Below are 23507 nucleotides of genomic sequence, written 5' to 3'. Positions count from 1 at the left end.
CCTCAGCCGATCCGTGCCCGGGACCCGAGCAGGCCCTGCGGCCGGAACACGAGGATCACGATCAGCACGGCCAGCCCGCCCAGGTACTTGAGATCCAGCGGCAGCACCAGCGTCGAGAGCTGCACCAGGATGCCGACGATCAGGCAGCCGAGCAGTGCGCCGTAGGCGGTGCCGAGGCCGCCGAGGATGACGCCGGCGAACATGAGCAGCAGCAGGCGGAAGCCCATCTCGTACTGGACGGTGGAGGACAGCTCCGACAGCGCGAACAGCACGCCGCCGAGGGTGGCCAGCGCCCCGCCCAGCATCCAGACGAACAGCACCACGCGGTCGACGTCGATGCCCGACGACGCGGCGAGGTCCCGGTTGTCGGACACCGCGCGCATGGCCTTGCCGATCCGGGTCTTCTGGAGCAGCAGCGCGACCGCGACGAGGACGACGATCGCGATGACGATGGCCGACAGGTCCTTGTCGGTCAGCGCGACCGGGCCGTAGTTCCGGACGGTCTGCCCGGTGTAGTCGGCGAAGGACTCCGACCGGCCACCGAAGATGATCAGCACGAGGTAGCGCAGCGCGATCGACAGGCCGATGGAGACGACGAGCTGGGCGATCAGCCCGGCGCCCCGCCGGCGCAGCCGCCGCCAGATGCCGAGCTCGTTCGCGGCGCCCAGCAGGGCGCCGATGAGCATCGCGACGATCGTCGCGGGGATCAGCTGCACGCCGCCGCCGACGTTGATGAACCAGGCGATGACGGCGCCGATGGTGACCATCTCGCCGTGCGCGAAGTTCGTCAGGCCGGTGGTGCCGAAGATCAGCGACAGGCCGACCGCCGAGATGCCGATGACCAGGCCGAACCGGATGCCGTCGACGAGCAGCCGCAGGAAGGTCGCGAACCCGCCGGTGTCGGTGCCCTCGACCTCGGCGCCGAAGCGGAACACCACGGTGTTCAGCGATCCGGCGGTCACCTCGCGGGTGGTCTCGCCCTGCAGGACCTCGGTGCCGGGCGGCAGCGAGGCCTCGTCGAGCCGGAACAGGTACGAGCCCGCGCCGGGGACCGTCAGGGTCCAGCGGCCGTTGGCCTCGGAGCGGGTCTCACCGGCCGGCGCACCGTCGCGCTCGGCGGTGATGCGTACGTCCGGCAGCGGCTGACCGTCCTGGTTCCGCAGCGTGCCGCTGACGTCGATGCCGTCCGCCTGCTGGAACGGGGCGACGGCACCGGGGGAGGCCGGTACGGGGCCGGCGGGGGCGGTCGCCGCGGCGGCCGTCCCGGACAGGACGAGCGCGCCCAGCAGGGTGATGAGCAGGCCCACCAGCCACCGGGCGGTCGTGGGGATCGGGGAGGGCCGGGACGCACCGACGGGCGGGGTGGCCGCGCGATCGGCGCGCGGTCGGCGCGGGAGCGGGGGTGGTGACAACGTTCGTCCTCGGTGGGGTCGTCGGACACGACTCTGTGCGACACCCTGATGGGTGATGGGGGCGAACGTAGCCGAGGAGAGAACTGGTACGGACGTCTCGGACCAGGACGTAGCCGAGACGTAACGCGACGGTGCCGCAGGGCGAGCGTCAGGTCACCGGCGGTCGTGTGTCGCGGTGCAGACAGGTCAGCTTCGCGGTGCAGACGCGACGGCCGTCGTCGTCGACGAGGACGATCTCGGTGGTCGACGTGGACCGTCCGACATGGATCGGCCGCGCGGTCCCGGTGACCCAGCCCGACGTGGCGGAACGGTGGTGGGTGCAGGCCAGCTCCAGCCCGACCGGGAACCGCTCGGGCAGCGCGTGCAGCGCGGACAGGGTCGACCCGAGGGTCTCGGCGAGGACGCCGCTGGCGCCGCCGTGGAGCAGCCCGTAGGGCTGGCGGTTGCCCGCGACGGGCATCCGGCCGACGACCTCGTCGAGGTCGGCCTCGAGGATCTCGATGCCCATCCGGTCGGTGAGCTGCTCGTCGGCGTGCTCGGAGCTCAGCTCCGGCAGCTGGTCGGGGGTGATCGGCACCCGCCGACCCTACGACGCGCCGCCGCCCGGGACGACGTGGCGCCCCGTGGTCCCGGTCGCCGGTGCCCGCCACGACCCGGCCGCCGGCCGGGCGGAGTGGCTCGAGACGGTCCGGGCCGCCGGCCGTGCGGGTCTCGTCACACGGGAGGGGTGCGGCGGCGTGCATGCTTGCCCGCACGGACCCGTTCGCCGATCTTGGTCGGTGGAAGCCGACCGAGGGAGACCCTATGGCGAACGACAGCAGGCCGACCGCGGCCCAGGCGTGGCAGATGATGCTGGAGGGCAACGGGCGCTGGCAGCGCGACGAGCGCGAGGATCCGCGACGGTCCGCCGAGGAGCGCGCCGCCGCCGTGGCGGGGCAGACCCCGGCCGCGATGATCCTCTCCTGCTCGGACTCCCGCGTCCCGGCGGAGCTGGTGTTCGACCTGGGGCTGGGAGACCTGTTCGTGGTGCGGACGGCCGGTCAGGTCGTCGACGACGCGGTGCTCGGCACGCTGGCGTTCGGCGCCGGGGCGCTGGGCATCCCGCTGCTGGTGGTGCTCGGCCACTCCCAGTGCGGTGCGGTGAAGGCTGCCGTGTCGGTCGCCGCCGGGCAGCCCGCGCCGGCGCCGTCGACGCTGGGTGCGCTGGTCGGCGACATCGTCCCGGTGTGCGAGGGCGAGGGCGAGGGCGCCGTGGCCGGCGCGGTCGACGCCAACGTCCGCCGGGTCGTCGCGCAGCTGACGTCCGACCCGTCGCTGTCGGGGGCGGTCTGCAACAACCACCTCACGATCATCGGTGCCCGCTACGACCTGGAGACCGGCGCGGTCCTCGAGGTCTGACGGCTCAGCCCGGCCGGTGGGTCACGAGGATCGCGGTGCCGGGGAACAGCGCGCCGCGCAGCGGCGACCACTGTCCCCACACCCGCTCGTGGCCCTCCGGCCACTCCGGCTCGACCAGGTCGTCGAGCACCAGGCCGGCGGCGACGACATCGCGCACCCGGTCGCCGAGCGTGCGGTGGTGCTCCACGTAGGTGGCCCGGCCGTCGCCGTCGACCTCCAGGTACGGGGTCCGGTCGAAGTAGGACTGGACGACGGTGAGCCCCTGCTCGCCGGGGTCGTCGGGGAAGACCCAGCGCATCGGGTGGTTCACCGCGAACACCCAGCGCCCGCCGGGACGCAGCACCCGGTGCACCTCGCGCATGACCCGACCCGGGTCGGCGACGAAGGGGATCGCCCCGAACGCCGAGCAGGCGTGGTCGAACGTGGCGTCGGCGAACGGCAGGTGCTCGGCGCCGGCCTGCACGAGCGGCACCGGCAGCCCGAGCGCGTCGTTCAGCCGGGCCGCGTGACGCAGCATCCCGCCGGAGACGTCGAGCGCGACCGGGTGCGCCCCGCGGCGGGCCAGCCACCGGCTGCACGGGGCGGAGCCGGCGCCCACCTCCAGCACCCGCTTCCCGACCAGGTCCGCGGGCGGGCCGAGCAGGCCCGCCTCGTCCTCGTGCAGGTTCTCCGGGCACCAGACGAACGCCTCGTCGCCGATGTCGGAACCGTGCTCGGCCAGGTAGTCGTCGGCGTCGGCGTCCCACCAGCGGCGCCCGGCCGCCTCGGACTCGGCGCTGCCGACGCGGCGCCGGGCGACACCGGCGGTCCCCACGGTGTCCTCGGCGGAGAAGTACTCGTCGCGGCTGCTCATGACCACCCGATCGTCGCAAGCGCATGCGCTCCCGCGGATGGCGGACCCGAATTGCCGGGGGGTTTGCGGGCCGCGTACCATTCTTCCCGCACCGTGGTCAACGTGTCGGCCGACCGCGCGGCGCCACTCCAGCGCCGATCTCGCGGATGTCCGTGCACCGATGTTCCCGACCACGGGAATCGACGCCAGAGGGTGACTGTTACAACGTCACAGCTACACGTACCAGAACCGGGGCGCGCTGCTGCAGCAGAGCCGACCGGGCCGACCATGCCAGAGAAATCCATCGGAGCACCTCACTACATGTCCACCGACACCACCGCCGCCCCGACCACGCCGCAGGTCGCTATCAACGACATCGGGTCGGAGGAGGACTTCCTCGCCGCCATCGACCAGACGATCAAGTACTTCAACGATGGCGACATCGTCGAGGGCACCATCGTCAAGGTCGACCGTGACGAGGTCCTGCTCGACATCGGCTACAAGACCGAGGGCGTCATCCCCTCGCGTGAGCTGTCGATCAAGCACGACGTCGACCCCGCCGAGGTCGTCGAGGTCGGCGAGTTCGTCGAGGCCCTCGTCCTCCAGAAGGAGGACAAGGAGGGCCGGCTGATCCTGTCCAAGAAGCGCGCGCAGTACGAGCGCGCCTGGGGCACGATCGAGGCGCTCAAGGAGGCCGACGAGCCGGTCGAGGGCACCGTCATCGAGGTCGTCAAGGGCGGCCTGATCCTGGACATCGGGCTCCGCGGCTTCCTCCCGGCCTCGCTGGTCGAGATGCGCCGCGTGCGGGACCTGCAGCCCTACGTCGGTCGCAAGATCGAGGCCAAGATCATCGAGCTGGACAAGAACCGCAACAACGTGGTCCTGTCCCGCCGCGCCTGGCTCGAGCAGACCCAGTCCGAGGTCCGCAGCGAGTTCCTCAACCAGCTGCAGCGCGGTCAGGTCCGCAAGGGCGTCGTCTCCTCGGTGGTCAACTTCGGTGCGTTCGTCGACCTGGGCGGGGTCGACGGTCTGGTGCACGTCTCCGAGCTGTCCTGGAAGCACATCGACCACCCGAGTGAGGTCGTCGAGGTCGGCCAGGAGGTCACCGTCGAGGTCCTCGACGTCGACCTGGACCGCGAGCGCGTCTCCCTGTCGCTGAAGGCGACCCAGGAGGACCCGTGGCGCCTGTACGCCCGGACCCACGCGATCGGTCAGATCGTGCCGGGCAAGGTCACCAAGCTCGTCCCGTTCGGCGCGTTCGTCCGCGTCGAGGAGGGCATCGAGGGCCTGGTCCACATCTCCGAGCTGGCCGAGCGCCACGTCGAGATCCCGGAGCAGGTCGTCCAGGTCGGCGACGACGCGATGGTCAAGGTCATCGACATCGACCTCGACCGCCGTCGCATCTCGCTGTCGCTGAAGCAGGCCAACGAGGGCATGACGGTCGACACCGAGTTCGACCCGACCCGCTACGGCATGGCCGCCGAGTACGACGACCAGGGGAACTACATCTACCCCGAGGGCTTCGACGTCGACTCCGGCGACTGGAAGGAAGGCTTCGACGAGGCCCGCGCGGCCTGGGAGAAGCAGTACGCCGAGGCGCAGGCCCGCTACGACCAGCACATGGCGCAGATCCGCAAGGCCGCCGAGGCCGAGGCGGAGGGCGGCAACGACATCGCGCCGGCGAACTACTCCTCCGGCGGTGACGAGGACCGGTCGACCGGCGGCGGTGGCGGTGGCCAGGCCGAGTCGGGTGGTTCGCTCGCCAGCGACGAGCAGCTCGCCGCGCTGCGGGAGAAGCTCTCCGGCGGGGCCTGATCACCCCCGGCCGGTCCCGCGCGGACCGGCCACCAGCACCACACCGGGCCCCGGTGACCGTCACGGTCACCGGGGCCCGGCCCGTTTCCGGGCCCCTACGGGCCCCGGTCGACACCCGTTCACGTCGCCCGGCGTGTCAGAGCGGACACGCCAGGTGCAGATCACGGTTCGGCTGCGGTTGGTCACGGCGCGCGCAGCCGTCCGGAGTCGATCTTCGGGTCGGCCTAGATTGGGTGCATGGCCGGCCGTACCGTCCGCCGGACGCGTTCCGGCGAGTCCCTGTCCCACGACCGCACGTTCCTGCGTCACGGGCGGTCCGCACTCGCGGGCGTCCTGCTCGCCGCGGTCCTCGCCGGATGCGGCACGGCGTCCGGGGACACCGGGATCGCGGTCCCGACGTTCCCGGCCGAGCAGTCCGGCGCCGCCCAGGCAGGGCGGGAACCGATCCCGATCGCGCTGCCCACCGACTGTGTGCAGCTGATGGACCCCGAGCAGGCCGGAGCGCTGTTCGGGCAGGTCCTGGGGTCGGTGTCGGTCCAGTCGGTCCGCGGCGTCCCCGAGGCGTCGGTGAACCGCACCGAGCGCACCGCCTGCACCTACCGCGCGGGCGGCCAGGCCCAGGCCTTCGGCGGGGCGCGCAACTCCGGCCCGGTGCTGTTCCAGCTCAACATCGGCCGCTACGGCGACACCGCGTCCGCGACCCGTCAGTGGCAGCTCAACACCAACGCCGAGCGCGGCTCGGCCACCGCCTCGCGTGACATCACCGTCGGCTCGGTCCCCGGCGTCCTCGTCGAGCGGCCGGACGAGACCACCCTCGCCCTGGTCTACGGCGTCGACACGCTGACGTTCATCCTGCCGGTGGCCGCTCCCGGCCAGACCCGGTCCGCGGCCGAGACCCTGCCCGACCTGGCCCAGCGCATCATCCCGGCGCTGACGCCGACGCAGCCGCCGTCCGCGCGGCCGACGCCCGCCGCACCGCCGACGGCGCCCGCCCCGCAGGCCGGCACCGGTGCCCCGGGCAACGCACGCGGCACCACCTGAGCGCGGCCGGGGCGCCCCGGCACGGCCCGCTACGGTGATCACGTGCTGCGGACAGGGCTGACCGGCGGAATCGGTGCGGGCAAGTCGACGGTCGCGACGCGACTGGTCGAACGCGGGGCGGTGCTGGTCGACTCCGACGTGATCGCCCGCGAGGTCGTCGAACCGGGCACCGCGGGGCTGGCGGCGATCGTCGAGGCCTTCGGCCGGGACGTCCTCGACGCCGGCGGCCGGCTCGACCGGCCCGCCCTCGCCGCCGTCGTCTTCTCCGACGCCGGGGCACGGCGCACCCTCGACGGCATCGTGCACCCGCTGGTGCGGGCCCGGTCCGACGAGATCGTCGCCGCCGCCCCGGCGGACGCGATCGTCGTGCAGGACATCCCGCTGCTCGTCGAGGGCGGCATGGCTCCGACGTTCCCGCTGGTCGTCGTGGTCGGGGTGGACGCCGAGGAGCGGGTCCGGCGGCTGGTGTCCGCGCGCGGGATGAGCGAGCAGGACGCCCGGGCCCGGATCGCCGCCCAGGCCGGTGACGAGCAGCGCCGCGCCGTCGCCGACGTCTGGCTGGACAACTCGGGGGAACCGGACGACACCCGACGCCGGGTGGACGCGCTGTGGGACGGACGGCTCGCCGGGTTCGAGGAGAACCTGCGCACGGGCCGCCCGGCCGCGGACGGGCCGCCCCTGCTCGTCGAGCACGACCCGGACTGGGAGGCGCAGGCCCACCGGCTCGCCGAGCGGGTCGCGGTCGCTGCGGGCGGTTCCGGCCGCGGGGTGGACCACGTCGGATCGACGGCCGTCCCGGGGCTCCCCGCCCGCGACGTACTCGATCTGCAGCTCGCCGTGGAGTCGCCCGCCGACGCCGGCACGGTCACCGAAGCCCTGCTCGCGGCCGGTTTCCCGGTCGACACCGCCGCCCCGGAGGAGACCACGGGCACGGTGCGGGTGCACCGCTCGGCCGACCCGGGGCGGGCCGCCGTGCTGGCCGTGCGGGTGCACGGCTCGCCCGCCTGGCGGCAGGCGATCGAGCTGCGGGACCGGCTGCGTGCCGACGCGACCGCCCGTGCCGGCTACGCCGCGCACAAGCGTGCGGCGGCGGAACGGCACGCCGATGACCCGGACCCGCGCGACTACCGTGCGTGCATGGCGGAGTGGCGATCCGACCCGAACGGTTGAGCGTCGCGGGACGCAGATCACGCGGAACGTGACGATCGGGTCGCGCCGGACCCGTTTCTGTAACGCCGCACGCTCGTTGGTCGATCAGGCGGGGCAGAGGGTGCTCCTGCCCGGATCGGCCGCGGTACCTGCGGGTACCCGTCGACCGGGCCGGTCACCGGGGTGATCGGCACCGGACCGGAGGGTCCGGTGACGGCGACGAGAGGACACGGGGTTGAGCACAGTGGCCCAGCGTTTCGGGGCGGACGGCGAGTTCGCCGAGCCCGAGCGCGCGCCCGCGTTCCCCCACACGGACCAGTACGGCGGTGCGCCGGAGCCGGGCCAGCCGGGTGCGATCGACCACGACGCGTGGACCGGCGCCGAGTACGAGGCCCCGCCGATCAGCGGCGCGGTCGTCCAGCAGCACCGCACGCTCCCGCACGGTGAGCTCCGTGCGGACTTCGGCGCACACCTCGAGACGCACTACCCGCGGCTGGTCGCGCAGCTCTACGCGATCACGCTCAACCCGCACGACGCGCACGACGCCGTGCAGGACGCCTACTCGCGGGCCTGGCGACGCTGGGCCGCGCTGCGCGCCGAGCCCGCGGGCCCGGACCACGAGGACGCGGCCGTCGGCTGGGTCCGGCGGGTCGCGATCCGGACGTCGATGCGGGGGCGGATCCTGCGCCGCCGTCGCAGGCCGTCGCCGGAGGAGACCGACCCGCGCACCGGGGCGCTCCTGGAGGCGCTCGGGAGGCTCGCACCCGTCGACCGCCGGGCCGTGGTGCTGCACCACATGGCAGGCCTGTCGACCGGCGCGGTCGCCGAGCTCGAGCGGGTCACCGAGCACGAGGTGCGGCGCCGGCTCGTCCGCGGTCGCGAGGTCGTGACCGAGGGCATGGCCGAGGTGCTGGAGGAGATCATCGGACCGGCGGGTGGCGCGGTCGGGGGACCGCCGCCGGGTCACGGGGCGCCGCAGTACGACCTGCGTGGCGGGTACCCACCCGCCACCGAGGGGGGACGGGTATGAACGGGTTCGCCGACATCGACCGGGAGTTCCACCGGCTCGACGACGTCCTGGCCGCGGCGGTGCCGCTGCCCGCCGTCGACGACGTGATCTCCCGCGCCGCCGGTGCGCGCCGGGCCACCTCGGCCGCGGCCGCGGCGGTGCTCACCGTCGGGTCGCTGGGCGGGATCACCGCTGTCGCGACCGCGGCCGCCCCCGGCGGCAGCTTCGTCGGCCCGCCGTTCGCCATCGCCGCGCCGCAGGAGAGCGGCCCGGCCCCGGACCCGGTCCGGACCGGCGACGCCGGTGGCGCGGCCTCCGGTGGTCAGGGCGGTCTCCCGCCGGCGTTCGACCCGACCGTCGCGGCGACCCAGGGCGGCGCGCTGCCCGGTGGTGGCGGCTCGCCCGCCGTCCCCGCGCCCGGTCCGGCCCCCGCGCCCGGTCCGGCCCCCGCGCCCGGCACCCCCGGCGCGCCGGTGGTCCCGCCGCCGCCCACCGGCGGCGGTCAGCCGTCCCCGCCGTCGCACACGACCCCGCCGCGGCCGACCGACGAGGGTTCGCCGGAGCCGACGACGCCTCCGCCGTCGACGACGCCCCGGCCCACCACGCCGAAGCCGACGACCCCGCCGCCGACCACGCCGCCGGAGACCTCGACGCCGAAGCCGACCGACGAGGGCACCCCGGAGCCGACGACCGACCCGGTCCCGACGACGACCAACTCGGCCGCGCCGACCACCACCTCGCCCGACCCGACGACCACCACCGGGACCACGCCGCCGGAGACCTCGACCAGCGCCGTCGGCCTGGGCCCGGCGCAGTCCTCCGCGCTCTGACCCACCCGGGCCGGCCCGGCCGCGGCCGGTCGGTGCCCCGGGCGCGCCGTACGGACCGGCCGCGTCGCCGGTCCGTGGCGACGGTCAGTCGCGAGCGTCCTCCGGCCGGTCCCGCGGCCCCAGGTCGATCCCCAGGGACGCCAGCCAGGCCACGTGGTCGTGGTCGTGCCGGACCAGCCCGTCGAGCACGGCGTGCGACCGCTCCAGGGCGTATTCGGCCAGGTCGGTCCCGACCAGCCCCTGCGCCACGGCGGCGACGAACTCGTCGACGTCGATGACGTCGGTCCCGCGGCCGCGGCGCACCACGAGGTCCAGGTAGAGGTCGGTCATGTGCAGCCGCCTGCCCTCGCGGGTGATCGCGGCGACGTCGACGTACACGTCCTGGTCGCGTTCGTGCCCCGGCCGCCACTGCCAGTCCGACAGGCACACGCCCAGCTCCGGGAGCACCCAGGTCTCGATCCACCAGGCGTTCGGCCGGGCGACGACGGGCCGTGACAGGTACAGCCCCCAGGTCTCCTCGCGCAGTGTGGCGATCTCGCGGTGGGTCCCCTTGGTGTCGACCTGGACGCCCCGTTCGGGGTCGAAGGTCTGCGTCTTGGGCGGGTGCACGGTCGCCCATCCTGCCTCCTCCGGAGGATCCGGCGGGGCGCACGGGGGGAAAGTGTCGGGGGTCGCTCGTACCCTGGTGTCATGGCATTCGCGACCGAGGTCCCGGGCAGCGCGGCGGACTCCCGTGCCCGGGAGGACGCTGCGCACCCGGACGCGGGCACCACCCCGACGGACACCCCGCGCGCGCACTCCGAGCACCGCCCGGTGGGTGCGGTCGAGCGGAGCACGGCCCCGTTCCGGGTGGTCAGCGAGCACGTCCCGGCCGGTGATCAGCCGACCGCGATCGCCGAGCTGGACCGGCGCCTCCGTGCCGGCGAGCAGGACGTCGTCCTGCTGGGCGCCACCGGCACCGGCAAGTCGGCCACCACCGCGTGGCTGATCGAGCAGCAGCAGCGCCCGACGCTGGTGATGGCGCCGAACAAGACCCTGGCCGCACAGCTGGCGAACGAGCTGCGGGAGATGCTCCCGAACAACGCGGTCGAGTACTTCGTCTCGTACTACGACTACTACCAGCCCGAGGCCTACATCGCGCAGACCGACACCTACATCGAGAAGGACAGCTCGATCAACGACGACGTCGAGCGGCTGCGGCACTCGGCGACGATGAACCTGCTGTCCCGGCGCGACGTCGTCGTGGTCGCCTCGGTGTCGTGCATCTACGGCCTCGGCACCCCGCAGTCCTACCTCGACCGGTCCGTCTCGCTGCGGGTCGGGGAGGAGGTCGAGCGGGACCGCCTGCTGCGGCTGCTGGTCGACGTGCAGTACACCCGCAACGACATGTCCTTCACCCGCGGCACGTTCCGGGTCCGCGGTGACACCGTCGAGATCATCCCCGCCTACCAGGAGCTGGCGCTGCGGATCGAGTTCTTCGGCGACGAGATCGAGGCGCTGTACTACCTCAACCCGCTGACAGGGGAGGAGGTCGAGCAGGTCGACGAGATCAAGGTCTTCCCGGCGACGCACTACGTCGCGGGCCCGGAGGCGATGGAACGCGCCGTGCGCGCCATCGAGGCCGAGCTGGAGGAGCGCCTCGCGCAGCTGGAGAACCAGGGCAAGCTGCTCGAGGCCCAGCGACTGCGGATGCGGACCCAGTACGACATCGAGATGATCCGCCAGGTCGGGTTCTGCTCGGGCATCGAGAACTACTCGCGCCACATCGACGGCCGCGGCGCCGGCACCGCGCCGGCCACCCTGATCGACTACTTCCCGGACGACTTCCTGCTGGTCATCGACGAGTCGCACGTGACCGTGCCGCAGATCGGCGGCATGTACGAGGGCGACATGTCCCGCAAGCGCAACCTCGTCGAGTACGGCTTCCGCCTCCCCTCGGCGGTCGACAACCGGCCGCTCACCTGGGAGGAGTTCGCCGACCGGATCGGCCAGACCGTCTACCTGTCCGCGACCCCGGGTCCCTACGAGCTCAACCGCACCGGCGGCGAGTTCGTCGAGCAGGTCATCCGCCCCACCGGCCTGGTCGACCCCGAGGTCGTCGTGAAGCCGACCAAGGGCCAGATCGACGACCTGGTCGCCGAGATCCGGGACCGGACCGCCAAGGACGAGCGGGTCCTGGTCACCACGCTGACCAAGAAGATGGCCGAGGACCTCACCGACTATCTGCTCGAGCTCGGGATCAAGGTCCGGTACCTGCACTCCGAGGTCGACACCCTGCGCCGGGTGGAGCTGCTGCGGCAGCTGCGGTCCGGCGAGTACGACGTGCTGGTCGGCATCAACCTGCTCCGCGAGGGCCTCGACCTGCCCGAGGTGTCGCTGGTGGCGATCCTCGACGCGGACAAGGAGGGTTTCCTCCGCTCCGGCACGTCACTGATCCAGACCATCGGCCGCGCGGCGCGCAACGTCTCCGGCCAGGTCCACATGTACGCCGACCGGATCACCGACTCGATGCGGTACGCCATCGACGAGACCGACCGGCGCCGCGCCAAGCAGGTCGCCTACAACACCGAGCACGGCATCGACCCGCAGCCGCTGCGCAAGAAGATCGCCGACATCCTCGACCAGGTCTACCGCGAGGCCGAGGACACCGAGGCCGTCCCTGTCGGCGGGTCGGGCCGCAACGCCTCGCGCGGCAAGCGGGCGGCGGGGGAGAAGGGCCGTCCGGCCGCGGCGGGCAGCTCCGGGGTGGCGGCGAAGGACACGGCGGGCATGCCGCGTGCCGAGCTGGCCGACCTCATCCAGCAGATGAACGACCAGATGCTCACCGCCGCACGGGACCTCCAGTTCGAGCTGGCGGCCCGGCTCCGTGACGAGATCGCCGACCTCAAGAAGGAGCTGCGGGGGATGGACGCGGCCGGGGTGTCGTAGGCGGGTCCCGCGGCGGGGCGCGAGGTCGCGCCCCGCTACCGTGGTCCACCGTCGTCCCCGAGCGGCCGCCGGGCTCCGCCCGTCGCGCGGCCCGTACCCGTCCGGCCCGGCCGCACACGGAGGAGCCCGCGTGACCGTCACCCGCACCCCGCACGACCCCGACGTGCCCGCCGCTCGCGGCGGGGCCGCCGCGGTCCTCGTCGGACGGCTGCGGACGGCGGCGCTCACCCCCTGGACACTCGTGGTCACGGTGCCGCTGCTGGCCGCGGCGCTGTACTGGTCCTGGTTCCGGCTGCGCGACTACGCACTCGACCTCGACGTCTACCGGATCGGCGTGCAGGTCTGGCTGGACGGCGGTGACATGTACGGTCGGCTCCCGCTGCCCCTGCACGGGCCCGAGCTGCCCTTCATCTACCCGACCTTCGCGGCGATCACGATGGTGCCGCTGACCGTGGTGCCCTACGCCGTCGCGTTCACCGCCCAGTTCATCGCCTCGGTGCTGTCGCTGGCGGTCTGCATCGCGCTCACGATCCGCGTCGCGTGGCCCGCGGGCGGGCGGCGGGCCCCGTTCGTGCTGGGCGTGCCGGTGCTGGCCGCGGCGCTGCTCACGGAGCCGGTCGCGCAGACCTTCGCCTTCGGCCAGATCAACCTCGTGCTGATGCTGCTCGTGCTGGTCGACCTGCTCGCCCCGCGGACCTGGTGGCCGCGCGGGCTGCTGCTCGGCCTGGCCGCGGCGATCAAGCTGACCCCGGGCGGGTTCGTCCTGTACTTCCTGGTGCGGCGGGACTGGAAGGCGGCGGGCGTCGCCGTCGTCACCGGCATCCTCGCGACCGGCATCGGGTTCGTCGTCGACCTCGACTCCTCGGTGCGGTACTGGTTCGTCGGGGGACCGGCGGCCGGGGTCAGCGGCTCGACGTTCTTCTCCAACGAGACCGTGCAGGCCGTGCTCGCCCGCCAGGAGGTCCCCGACCCCTGGTTCCACATCCTGTGGCTGGGCATCGTCGCCGTCCTGCTGGCGCTGGCCGTGCCGGTCATCCGGCGCTCCGAGCCGGTGATCGCGATGTCGGCGACGGCCGCCGTCGTGCTGATGGCGACCCCGACCGCCTGGTCGCACCACTGGGTGTGGGTGGTGCCCGCGCTGATCGGGATCGGTGCGCACGCGCTGCGGTACCGCAGCGCCGGGTGGGCCGCGGTCGGCGCGGTGATCGCCGCGATCTTCTACATCGCGCCGTTCCGGTGGATGCCCAACGTGTGGGGCGTCGAGATGAAGTGGAGCCTCTGGGAACAGTTCCTCGGGGCCAGCTACGTCATCCCCGCCGCGCTGACCCTCGGACTGTGCTGCTGGTACGTCACCCGGGGCCCGGGCCGTCCCGGCGGTCCGCGGGCCCCGCACGCCGAACGGCGTCGCGTCGGCTCCTGACCCTCCGGCGGGGGCCGCCCGGGCACGACCGCCCGCGACTATGGCGCGGGTCACGGGCACCCGCCTACTGTGGGAGCCGGAGGTGCCGGTGGAGCCAGTCGACGACGACCGGAACCGGGCAGGTGTGTGCGCCGTCCGCCCGGGGACCGACCTCGGTCGGCACGCCCGGATGCTGTCCCGGCTGCACGACGCGGTGCTGTCCGGCGACGCACGCCCCGACGACACGGCGCGCGGACGTCGGCTGGTCACCCGCTCCTGGGACCGGGTCCGGGCCCAGGGCGTGGACCCCGACGCCGGTGAGCCGCCCGGCCCGCTGGACGCCGCCGTCGTCGAGCAGCGCCGCGCGACCTCACCGCTGGTGCCGGTGCTGCCCGCGTTGCGTGCCGCGCTGACCTCGGTCGCCGAGGACGCCCGGCACGTGATGGTCGTCTGCGACGCCGACGGGGTCCTGCTGTGGCGGGAGGGCTCGACCGCGGTCCGCCGCCGCGCCGACGCGCTCGGGTTCACCGAGGGCGCGGAGTGGTCCGAGCAGTCGGTCGGCACCAACGCGATCGGGACCGCGCTCGCCGAGGGAGGGCCGGTGCAGATCTTCTCCGCCGAGCACTTCGTGCGCAGCCACCACGGCTGGACCTGCACCGCGGCCCCCGTGCACGACCCGCGCAGCGGCGAGCTGCTCGGCGTCGTCGACCTGTCCGGGCCCGCCGAGACCATCCACCCGACGACCGTCGCGCTCGTCGACACTGCGGTGCGGCTCGCCGAGGCCGGGCTGTGGCAGCGTCACGAGGCCCGCCTCGACGCGCTGCGCACCATCGGCGCCCCGATGCTCGCCGGCGACACCGGGCCGGGCCTGGTGGTCGACGACCACGGCTGGGTCGCCGCCGCGTCCGGGCTGCCCGGTGTCGAACGGGTCGCCGCACCGGTACCGGAGCGCCTGATCGCCGTCCACGGGCTGGGGCCCTGCCTGCCCGAGCCGGTGCCCGGCGGCTGGCTGCTGCGCCCGGCGTCCGGCGGGAGCAGGCGGATGCGGCTGCGCCTGGACCTGGACGGCCGTCCGCCGCAGGCCGTCATCGAGGGCACGACCCGCTGGGTGCACCCGCTGTCGACCCGGCACGCCGAGGTCCTGGTGCTGCTCGCCCGTGCGGGGGCGAGCGGGCTGGACGCCGCCACGCTGTCCCAGGGGCTCTACGGCGACCGGGCGCACCTGGTCACCGTCCGCGCCGAGATGTCGCGGCTGCGCCGGAACCTGGGCGGGATCCTGCTGGCACGCCCCTACCGGATCGCCCCCGAGATCGAGCTGGACCTGACGGGGCTGGCCGGTAGCCGGGTCGTGCGGGAGTCGACCGCGCCGGGCGTGGCCGTCCTGCGTCGCGACTGAGCGACCCCGTCGCTGCAACCCGGCTGCAACGCTGTCCGTGACCCGCGTCACCGGCTGGACTTGGGGTCGCGGGAACGTCCCGCCGCGGCAGGGACGCCGCCCCCGGCGGCCCGCGCGAGCGAACTGGGAGGCCGACATGGGTGTCGCCGTGGTGACCGGAGCCGGACGCGGGATCGGGCGGGGCATCGCCCTGCGCCTGTCACGGGACGGGCACGCCGTCGCGGTCAACGACCGGGACGCCCACGGCGCCACCGCCGTCGCCGAGGAGATCCGCGCGGCGGGCGGGACCGCGGTGGCCTACCCGGCCGACGTCACCGACCCCGGCGCGGTCACCGCGATGGTCGGCCAGGTCGCCGAGGAGCTCGGCGGTCTGGACGTGATGGTCGCGAACGCCGGTATCGCCCAGGTCAAGCCGCTGCTCGAGGTGACACCCGACGATCTGCGCACCATCTTCGACGTCAACGTGTTCGGCGTCGTCTACTGCCTGCAGGCCGCCGCCCGCGTGATGATCGACCGGGGGACCGGCGGCAAGATCGTCAGCGCCGCGTCGATCGCCGGGCACCAGGGCTTCGACCTCCTCGGGCACTACTCGGCGACCAAGTTCGCCGTCCGTGCCCTCACCCAGGCCGCGGCCAAGGAGCTGGCGCCGCACCGGATCACCGTGAACGCCTACTGCCCGGGGATCGTCGGCACCGACATGTGGGACCTGATCGACGAGCAGATGGGCGCCCGCAGCGGCGCGGGGAAGGGCGAGACGCTGAAGCAGTACGCGGCCGGTATCCCGCTGGGCCGGGTGCAGACCGCCGACGACGTCGCCGCCTTCGTCTCCTACCTCGCCGGTCCGGACTCCGACTACATGACCGGCCAGGCCGTCATGATCGACGGCGGGGTGGTCATGGTCTGAGGGCGGACCGGGTGCCGGGCCGCGCGGCCGGCCCGGCACCGCGGTCAGCTGGTGATGTCCTTGGTGCGGAACCGCCACGCCGCGAGCCCCAGGAACAGGCTCGCGTAGCAGACCGCGGAGAACGTCCCGTAGGTCATGTCCGACCAGTCGACGTCGGTCGCCAGCAGCGCCGACCAGGCGTCGCCGTAGTGCGTCGGGAGGAAGTCCCGGATGAGTCCCAGGTCCTCGATCTGGTCGATGATCTGGGAGACGATCGAGGCCATCACCGCGCCGCCGACCGCGCCCAGCGGGGCGTCGGTGCTCACCGAGAGCAGCAGCGCCAGCCCGGCCACCCAGCTCAGCTGCACGGTCACGTACAGCGCGCCGAGCATCACCCGCCCGGCCGCGCTCCAGAACGGCAGCGACTCCCCGATCGGCGAGACCAGGTCGCCGGTGCCGTAGGCGATCGCCCCCACCACGAGCGACGCGACCGGGAGCAGCAGCAGCGCCGCCACCGACAGCACCCCCGCGACGACGGCCTTCTGCCGCAGCAGCCGCGCCCGCGGCACCGGGACGGCCAGCAGGTAGCGCAGCGACGACCACGACGCCTCCGAGGCCACCGTGTCGCCGAAGAACAGCGCGACCAGTACCACCAGCAGGAAGCTCGCCGATGCGAACAGCGTGAACACCGCGAAGTTCGCGGCGCTGCCCGACGCCAGGTCGACCAGGCTCGGGCCACGGGCCCCGGGCTCGTCGTCGCCGAGGGAGAACGCCGCCCACAGGATGATCGGCATCGCCACGACCAGCGCGAACGCGACCTGGGTGCGACGGCGCTGGAGCTGGCGGACCAGCTCGGTGCGCAGCGGCATGGTCCGTCCCGGGACGGCGGGCGGCGCGGCCCGGCCGGTCACGAGGTCGCCGACGTGCCCGCGGCGGGTCGAGAGCTGACGGTCGTCACTCACGAGGTACCTCCGACGTCGCGCCCCTCGGGGCCCACCAGTTCCAGGAACGCGTCCTCCAGCCGCCCGCGCGGCCCGGCCGCGCTGACCGCGACCCCGCCGGACACCAGCGCGGCGACGGCGTCGGCGCGGGCGGTGCCGTCGAGGTGGGCGTGCACGACGCCCGGCTGGTCCCCGGTGACGACGTCGGTGACGCCGTCGAGGGCGGCCAGCACGGCCCGGGCCCGGCCGGTGTCGTCCACGGTGAACGACGAGCCGCCCCCGGCCGCCATCAGCTCGGCGACCGTCCCCGCGGCGACGACCGTGCCGCGGTGCATGACCACGACCTCCGAGCAGGTCTGCTCCACCTCCGACAGCAGGTGGCTGGACACGAGCACGGTCCGGCCGCCCGCGGCGTAGCGGCGCAGCAGCTCGCGCATCGCGTGGATCTGGGGCGGGTCGAGCCCGTTGGTGGGCTCGTCGAGGATGAGCAGCTCGGGCAGGCCCAGCATCGCCTGCGCGATCGCGAGGCGCTGCCGCATGCCCTGGGAGTAGGTGCCGACGCGGCGGTGCACCGAGTCGCCGAGCCCGGCGATCTCCAGCGTCTCCTCCATCCGCGCCTGCTCCGGCGGGCGGCCGGTGGCCTCCCAGTAAAGTCGCAGGTTCTCCGCGCCCGACAGGTGCGGCAGGAACCCGGGGCCCTCGACGAACGCGCCGATCCGGGACAGCACCGCCGCGCCGGGACGGACGGGGCGACCGAACGCCGTCATCGTCCCGGCGGTGGGCGCGATCAGGCCCATGAGCATGCGCAGGACGGTCGTCTTGCCGGCGCCGTTCGGGCCGAGCAGGCCGAGCACCGCACCGCGCGGCACGGTGAACGACACGTCCGACACCGCGGCGAACCCGTTGCGGTAGATCTTCGCCAGCCCGCGGACGACCAGCGGCGGCGCGTCGCCGGGCACGTCGTCGTCGGAGGGCTCGGTCCGGCGCGACCGCAGCCGCGCCACCAGCCACACCAGGAGTGCCGCGGCCAGCACCGCGGCGATCCCGAGCACCGGCCACAGCGGAACGGTCCCCGCCGACTCGGTGCGGCCGGGCACCTGGGGCACCGACAGCGCGGTGTCCCCGGCGAGCCCGACCCGCCACACCGCAGGGTCGGCGCCGGAGTCGTAGCCCTGGTCGGTCGTCGACAGCTGCACCAGCAGGCGGCTGCCCGCCTGCACCGGCGCGACGACGCCGGGCAGCGTCACCGTCGCCTCGGCGGGGGAGCCGTCGGCGGGGACGGCGATCCGCAGCGGTGCGACGGCGTTGCCCAGCAGCGTGCTGCGCCCGTCGGGGGTGAGCGTGGTGAGCGACGCGAACAGCACCGCGGTGTCCGGGGCGGGCTGTCCGGCGACCCGCGCGACGCGCACCGTCACCCGCGGCGCCCCGGAGGGCTGCATCGCGTCGGCGACGGGCGCGGTGAGGAACCGGGCGGACTGGCCCGGCGTCGTCAGGCCGGACAGGCCGCCGAGCGAGCCCAGCGACCCGAGCGCCGAGCCGAGGCCGGGCAGCGACGTGAGCGCCGACGGGTTCCCGCCCGGTGGGTGGACGACGGTCTGCTCGCCGCCGTCCAGGGGCAGCGCGGTCGTCGGGGCGGGTCCGGAGCCCGCGGTCAGGCCGGGGTAGGCCCCGGCGAGGACGGTCCGGCCGGTGGGGGTGTCGCCGCGGGTGCGGACGGTGCTGCGGACCTGGTAGGCGAAGGGGGCCTCGGCGAGACCACCGGTGGTGCCCTGCGCCGCGGGCAGGCCGCGCAGGTGTTGGTCGAACCAGTCGGCGATGCGGGCGCGGACCTCGGAGTCGGGGCCGCCGCCGTCGTGGCCGCCGGCGAACCACAGCACCGACACCGGGGTGCCGTTCGCGGCGATCTGGCGGGCGTTCGCGTCGGCCTGGTCGAGGCCGAACAGGGTGTCCTGCTCGCCCTGGACCAGCAGTGTCGGTGCGGTGATCCGGTCGGTGACGGTCGCGGGGGAGGAGCGGCGGAGCAGCTCGGCCAGCTCCGGGGAGACGCGGCCGGTGCGGGCGGCCTCGCCGTAGGCGGCGCAGACGTCGCGGGCGAAGCGTCCGCAGATCGGGTCCGGCCCCGGCCGTGACGCGTCCTGTCTCCGGCCGGCGGCCGCGCCGGTCGCCGTGGCGTCTCCCGGACCGTCCGCGGTCCCGGCGGCGGTGCCCGGTCCCGCGGTGCCGCCGGCGCCGTCCGGCCCGGACACGCCCGCGGTGCCCGTGCCGGTGCCGTCGGAGGAGGACGCCCCGCCCGAGGACGAGCCGAAACCGCCCCCACCGCCGGAGCCGCCGGAGCCGGAGCCGCCGAGCCCTCCGGACGAGCCGGCGGCGGCACCCGCCGGTGAGTCCCCGCCCGCGGGCACCCGGCCACCGGAGCCGAAGAACACCCCGGCCCAGCCGCTCTTGAACACCCCGTCGCCGGCGCCCGCACCGGCCGCGGGCGTGCCCGGCGGCGTCGCACCGGCCGGGACGGCGTTGTTCGGGAACAGCGCCTGGCCCAGGTCGTTCCAGGTGATCACCGGCACGATCGCGTCGATCCGCCGGTCGTACCCGGCCAGCAGCAGGGCGAGGCCACCGCCGTAGGACCCGCCGGTCACACCGACGCGGGGGTCGCCGTCGGCGTCGCGCTGCACGTCGGCGCGCGCGGCGAGGCGGTCCACCAGCCGCGACGCGTCGGCGACCTCGCGGTCGGGGTCGTCCAGCCCGATCGAGCCACCGGAGGCGCCGAAACCGCGCGCGGTCCAGGTCTGCACCACGTAGCCGCGGGCGGCGAGCTCGCGGGCGTCGGAGTCGACGGAGGCCTTGCTGCCGCCGAAGCCGTGCGCCACCAGCACCGCGGGCGCGGGGGAGGCCGCGGTCGCCGAGGCGGGGACGTAGAGCGAGGTGTCCAGGTCGATCGTGCCCGGCTGCCCGGGGCCGGCCGGGACGGCGACCTCCTCCTCGCTCACGGCGACCGCGCCGCCGTCGTCGGCCGCCGCGGCGGGCGCCGGCGCGGCGACCGGGACACCGGGTGCGGCCGACGCGGCCGGGGCGAACGCCAGCACCAGGGCGGCGACCGTCGCCGCCACGATCGGGGTACGGACCCACCGGGTCCGGGGGAGCACGTGCACGTCATCGAAACTACGCAGATCGCCGCGACCGCGTCGCCGGGCGGCGGGTGCGTCCCGCCACGCCCGCCGCACGGCACCGGTCCGGCACGGGAACCGGCACCGGCCCCGGCGAACCGGGCACCCGGGATGAATGCCGCACCAACGGCGCGTGACCCCCGGGTGTCGCCGGGCGTTCACCCGACGTTCCGCCGTGCAACGCCGACCGGAAGCCGTGGCCCGGCACCGTCACCGGGTGTGAGCGTCAACCCCACCGGAGAGACCCCCCGGCGTCGGTGTCCCGCGGGCACTCGCCGTCGACATGACGATCGCCGACCAGCAGGACTGGCTCGCCGCCTTCCTGCGACGCCACCCCGTCAGCCGGCGCACCGCGCTGCGCGGCGGCGCCGGAGTCCTGGCGACGCTCGCGGCGTCCGGGTCGTCCTGGGCGCGCGGGGTGGCCGCGGCCGCCGCACCCGCGCCGGTCACCGTCGTCGGACGGCACCTGGCCTACGGGCCCGACCCGGCCCGCTCGATGTCGTTCTCCGGGGAGCTGACCGCGGCCCCGCCGCCCGGCCGGATGGTCGTCGACGTCGGCACCGACTCCGGGTTCGGGCTCACCCTCCCGGTGCAGGTCCGCCCCCTGGAGAGCCTCGTCCCGCAGGTCGACGGCAGCATCCGCGGCACCCGCCAGTGGTTCGCCCACGCCCGCGCCGACGGCCTCGCCCCCGGCAGCTGCTACGTCTACCGGTTCCGCATCGAGGGTCCCGGCGGAACGACGACGACCACCGCCACCAGCACGTTCCGGACGGCCGCACCCCGCGGCACCCGGCACCGGTTCACCTTCACCGCCTTCGCCGACCAGGGCGTGAGCACCGGTGGGGAGCCGAACCACTACAAGCCCGACGACACCCACCGCAGCCCGGCGCCCGCGGAGGCGCTGACCGCGCTCGTCGCCGCGGAGGCACCCGCGTTCCACCTGCTCGCCGGCGACATCTGCTACGCCGACCCCTCCGGCGCCGGCAGGCCCGTCCGCAACGGCGCCCCGCAGGACGACGAGGCCCACGACAGCTTCGACCCCACCGTCTGGAGCACCTACTTCGCCGCGATCGAACGCTCGGCCGCGTCGACCCCGTGGATGTTCGCCACCGGCAACCACGACATGGAGGCGCTCTACGACCTGAACCGGGCCGACGGCCCCGCGCACGGCTACGCCGGTCACGCCGCCCGGCTCGCGCTGCCCGGGACCGGCCCCCGCGGCTGCCCCTCGGTGTACGCGTTCACCCACGGCACCGTCGGGGTCGTCAGCGTGGACGCCAACGACCTCTCCACCGAGATCCCGACCAACGCCGGCTACTCCGGCGGGACCCAGCTGACCTGGCTGGAGCGGACCCTGGCCGGCTGGCGCGCCGACCCGGACATCGAGTGGATCGTGCTGTTCTTCCACCACTGCGCGTTCGCCACCTCGGGCTCGCACGCCTCCGACGCCGGGGTGCGACGGGCGCTGGCGCCGCTGTGCGACCGCTACCGGGTCGACCTGTGCGTGCAGGGCCACAACCACCAGTACGAGCGCACCGACCCCATCCGCGACGGCCGCCCCACCCGCCCGGCCCCGGACCGCTCCACCGTCCACCCGGAGACCGACGGCACCACCTATGTCTGCGTCGGCTCCGGCGGACGGCCCCGCTACCGCTGGCAGCCCGGCGAGACCGACAGCGTCCGCGGCCACGAGACCGAGCAGGCGCCGGTCACGAGCTTCCTGGCCGGCCCCGACGACCAGAAGCAGGCCGAGACCGTCACCTGGTCGCGGACCCGCTACCTCGGCTACGCCTACCTGCGCTGCGCGGTGGCCCCCGGTTCCGGCGGCACCGACTCCCGTCTCGTCGTGCACGCGATCACCGACCTCGGCGAGGAGATCGACATGGTCCGGCTCAGCCGTCGCGCGCGCCGCTGAACCGGACACACAGGACGACTTCCGGCCCCGACCGGGTGCCCTGGGTCACCCCGACTCGCCATGCAACGGACCAGGGAGGACACTTCACCTACCGCAGGGGAGTATCCCTACCGCGGTGGTGTCGTCAGCACGGTGTCGTCGCGAGCGTGGTTCGCGAGCGGACCCGGCACCACCGGCCACACCCGGCAGCCGCAGGAACGGGCTGCCGTGGCGGGAGAGACCTCGGGCTGTCTGATGCTGCCCTGGTCTGGAGGAACTTCGTGAACGTGCCCCTGTGGGTCTGGCTGGTCACCATCATCGGATTCGTGCTGGTGATCGGCGCGGACCTGTGGCTCAACGACCACAAGCCGCACGCCGTGACCCTGGGTGAGGTCACCCGCTGGGTCGTCTTCTACGTGGTGCTGGCCGTCGCGTTCGGCTGCGGGGTCTGGTTCTTCTCCGGCGGCACCTACGCCGGCGAGTTCTTCGCCGGCTACCTGACCGAGTACTCGTTGTCGGTCGACAACCTGTTCGTCTTCCTCATCATCATGTCCGCGTTCAAGGTGCCGGTCCTCCACCAGCACCGGGTGCTGCTGGTCGGCATCGTGATCGCGCTGATCATGCGGAGCATCTTCATCGCCGCGGGCGCGGCGGTCATCGACCGCTTCAGCTGGGTGTTCTTCCTCTTCGCCGCGTTCCTCGTCTACACCGCCGTCTCGCTGGTCAAGCAGGCTGCCGGCGGCGACGACGAGGAGTGGAAGGAGGGCCGGGTCCTGCAGTGGGTCCGCAAGGCCTTCCCGGTCACCGACGACTACCACGGCGCCAAGACCACCGTGAAGATCGACGGCAAGCGCTGGCTGACCCCGATGCTGATCGTGATGATCGCCATCGGCGTCACCGACATCATGTTCGCCCTGGACTCGATCCCGGCGATCTTCGGCCTCACCCAGGAGCCCTACCTCGTCTTCACCGCGAACGCGTTCGCGCTGATGGGGCTGCGCCAGCTCTACTTCCTGCTCGGCGGGCTGCTCAACAAGCTCGTCTTCCTGTCCTACGGCCTCGCGGTGCTGCTCGCCTTCATCGGCGTCAAGCTCGCCCTGCACGCCCTGCACGAGAACGAGCTGCCCTTCATCAACGGCGGGCAGCCGGTGCCTGTCCCCGAGGTCGGGATCGGACTCTCGCTCGGCGTCATCGTCGGCGTCCTCGCGGTCACCACGGTCGCCAGCCTCGTCGCGGTCCGGATGAAGCCCGAGCTGGCCGAGCAGGGCAGCGGGATCACCGCGCCGCCGCTGGCCCGCACCAAGGAGGAGGCCGCGCGGATCGAGGCCCAGGACGAGCAGGCCGACCACCGGGTGAGCGCGCCCCCGCGCGACTGAGACCCACGCTCCCCGGCGGGCAGTCCTCCGCCCCGGCGTC

The 23507-nt window shown here is 74.2% G+C and carries 18 protein-coding genes; 12 read left to right on the top strand and 6 right to left on the bottom strand.

Annotation, left to right across the window (positions count from 1 at the left end; all coding sequences use genetic code 11):
• Positions 1-2: 2 nt before the first annotated feature.
• Both DMP15_RS18545 and DMP15_RS18540 read right to left on the bottom strand, forming a co-directional pair.
• Entirely contained in the window at positions 3-1307 is a 1305-nt protein-coding gene (locus DMP15_RS18545) for a branched-chain amino acid ABC transporter permease (protein WP_253068015.1), read from the bottom strand.
• A 253-nt stretch (positions 1308-1560) separates the two neighbouring features.
• A complete protein-coding gene (locus tag DMP15_RS18540) occupies positions 1561-1989 on the bottom strand; it encodes a PaaI family thioesterase (RefSeq protein WP_073576985.1) in 429 nt (142 codons plus the stop codon).
• Between the two features lie 227 nt (positions 1990-2216).
• On the opposite strand from DMP15_RS18540, the gene DMP15_RS18535 reads away from it, so the two are divergent.
• Positions 2217-2810, top strand: coding sequence for a carbonic anhydrase (locus tag DMP15_RS18535; RefSeq protein WP_073576984.1), 594 nt, complete (start codon positions 2217-2219; stop codon positions 2808-2810).
• A 4-nt stretch (positions 2811-2814) separates the two neighbouring features.
• Here the strand turns inward: DMP15_RS18535 and DMP15_RS18530 are convergent, their stop codons facing one another.
• A complete protein-coding gene (locus tag DMP15_RS18530; protein WP_073577126.1) occupies positions 2815-3663 on the bottom strand; it encodes a class I SAM-dependent methyltransferase in 849 nt (282 codons plus the stop codon).
• A 300-nt stretch (positions 3664-3963) separates the two neighbouring features.
• Between DMP15_RS18530 and rpsA the strand changes: the two genes are divergently transcribed.
• The 5 genes from rpsA (at position 3964) to DMP15_RS18505 (ending at position 9486) form a co-directional block, all read left to right on the top strand.
• Positions 3964-5457 (top strand): 30S ribosomal protein S1, encoded by a 1494-nt coding sequence (rpsA, locus tag DMP15_RS18525; protein WP_073576983.1) that lies wholly within the window; start codon positions 3964-3966, stop codon positions 5455-5457.
• A gap of 237 nt (positions 5458-5694) precedes the next feature.
• Positions 5695-6498 (top strand): hypothetical protein, encoded by an 804-nt coding sequence (locus DMP15_RS18520; RefSeq protein WP_073576982.1) that lies wholly within the window; start codon positions 5695-5697, stop codon positions 6496-6498.
• A 42-nt stretch (positions 6499-6540) separates the two neighbouring features.
• Entirely contained in the window at positions 6541-7668 is a 1128-nt protein-coding gene (gene coaE, locus DMP15_RS18515) for a dephospho-CoA kinase (protein ID WP_073576981.1), read from the top strand.
• A gap of 223 nt (positions 7669-7891) precedes the next feature.
• Positions 7892-8677: an RNA polymerase sigma factor gene (locus DMP15_RS18510; RefSeq protein WP_073576980.1), complete on the top strand. Its 786-nt coding sequence runs from the start codon at positions 7892-7894 to the stop codon at positions 8675-8677.
• Positions 8674-9486, top strand: a complete 813-nt coding sequence (locus DMP15_RS18505; RefSeq protein ID WP_073576979.1) for a hypothetical protein — start codon at positions 8674-8676, stop codon at positions 9484-9486. Before DMP15_RS18510 ends, DMP15_RS18505 begins: the two co-directional genes overlap by 4 nt.
• 84 nt (positions 9487-9570) lie before the next feature.
• On the opposite strand, the gene DMP15_RS18500 is transcribed toward DMP15_RS18505, so the two are convergent.
• Positions 9571-10095, bottom strand: coding sequence for a DUF402 domain-containing protein (locus DMP15_RS18500; protein ID WP_073576978.1), 525 nt, complete (start codon positions 10093-10095; stop codon positions 9571-9573).
• An 81-nt stretch (positions 10096-10176) separates the two neighbouring features.
• Between DMP15_RS18500 and uvrB the strand changes: the two genes are divergently transcribed.
• The 4 genes from uvrB (at position 10177) to DMP15_RS18480 (ending at position 16113) form a co-directional block, all read left to right on the top strand.
• Positions 10177-12414, top strand: a complete 2238-nt coding sequence (gene uvrB, locus DMP15_RS18495) for an excinuclease ABC subunit UvrB (RefSeq protein ID WP_202416382.1) — start codon at positions 10177-10179, stop codon at positions 12412-12414.
• Positions 12415-12544: 130 nt separating this feature from the next.
• The gene (locus tag DMP15_RS18490; RefSeq protein WP_301549222.1) at positions 12545-13834 is read left to right on the top strand and encodes a glycosyltransferase 87 family protein; all 1290 of its coding nucleotides are present in this window, start codon (positions 12545-12547) and stop codon (positions 13832-13834) included.
• Between the two features lie 88 nt (positions 13835-13922).
• Positions 13923-15209: a GAF domain-containing protein gene (locus tag DMP15_RS18485; protein ID WP_301549223.1), complete on the top strand. Its 1287-nt coding sequence runs from the start codon at positions 13923-13925 to the stop codon at positions 15207-15209.
• A 136-nt stretch (positions 15210-15345) separates the two neighbouring features.
• Positions 15346-16113, top strand: coding sequence for an acetoin reductase (locus DMP15_RS18480; RefSeq protein ID WP_100880383.1), 768 nt, complete (start codon positions 15346-15348; stop codon positions 16111-16113).
• A gap of 44 nt (positions 16114-16157) precedes the next feature.
• Here DMP15_RS18480 and DMP15_RS18475 read toward each other — a convergent pair whose 3' ends face one another.
• Together DMP15_RS18475 and DMP15_RS18470 are read right to left on the bottom strand one after the other, a co-directional pair.
• Positions 16158-17054, bottom strand: a complete 897-nt coding sequence (locus DMP15_RS18475) for an ABC transporter permease (protein WP_301549224.1) — start codon at positions 17052-17054, stop codon at positions 16158-16160.
• Positions 17051-20182 (bottom strand): alpha/beta fold hydrolase, encoded by a 3132-nt coding sequence (locus DMP15_RS18470; protein ID WP_100880384.1) that lies wholly within the window; start codon positions 20180-20182, stop codon positions 17051-17053. The genes DMP15_RS18475 and DMP15_RS18470 overlap by 4 nt, the downstream gene beginning before the upstream one ends.
• A gap of 298 nt (positions 20183-20480) precedes the next feature.
• On the opposite strand from DMP15_RS18470, the gene DMP15_RS18465 reads away from it, so the two are divergent.
• Both DMP15_RS18465 and DMP15_RS18460 read left to right on the top strand, forming a co-directional pair.
• Entirely contained in the window at positions 20481-22112 is a 1632-nt protein-coding gene (locus DMP15_RS18465; protein ID WP_100880985.1) for a metallophosphoesterase, read from the top strand.
• A 260-nt stretch (positions 22113-22372) separates the two neighbouring features.
• Positions 22373-23467, top strand: a complete 1095-nt coding sequence (locus DMP15_RS18460) for a TerC family protein (protein WP_073576972.1) — start codon at positions 22373-22375, stop codon at positions 23465-23467.
• The last annotated feature ends 40 nt before the right edge of the window (positions 23468-23507 follow it).

Origin of the sequence: Pseudonocardia sp. UM4_GMWB1 (assembly GCF_017312155.1) — a bacterium.
GTDB classification, from domain to species: Bacteria; Actinomycetota; Actinomycetes; order Mycobacteriales; family Pseudonocardiaceae; genus Pseudonocardia; species Pseudonocardia alni.
Note: the sequence above shows the minus strand (reverse complement) of the source record. Positions and strands in the feature narration are given on the sequence as shown.

Coding starts and splice junctions, on each gene's coding strand:
- DMP15_RS18535 (WP_073576984.1), top strand. CDS start 2,217: ATGGCGAACGACAGCAGGCCGACCGCGGCCCAGGCGTGGCAGATGATG.
- DMP15_RS18530 (WP_073577126.1), bottom strand. CDS start 3,663: ATGAGCAGCCGCGACGAGTACTTCTCCGCCGAGGACACCGTGGGGACC.
- rpsA (WP_073576983.1), top strand. CDS start 3,964: ATGTCCACCGACACCACCGCCGCCCCGACCACGCCGCAGGTCGCTATC.
- DMP15_RS18520 (WP_073576982.1), top strand. CDS start 5,695: ATGGCCGGCCGTACCGTCCGCCGGACGCGTTCCGGCGAGTCCCTGTCC.
- DMP15_RS18505 (WP_073576979.1), top strand. CDS start 8,674: ATGAACGGGTTCGCCGACATCGACCGGGAGTTCCACCGGCTCGACGAC.
- uvrB (WP_202416382.1), top strand. CDS start 10,177: ATGGCATTCGCGACCGAGGTCCCGGGCAGCGCGGCGGACTCCCGTGCC.
- DMP15_RS18480 (WP_100880383.1), top strand. CDS start 15,346: ATGGGTGTCGCCGTGGTGACCGGAGCCGGACGCGGGATCGGGCGGGGC.
- DMP15_RS18465 (WP_100880985.1), top strand. CDS start 20,481: ATGACGATCGCCGACCAGCAGGACTGGCTCGCCGCCTTCCTGCGACGC.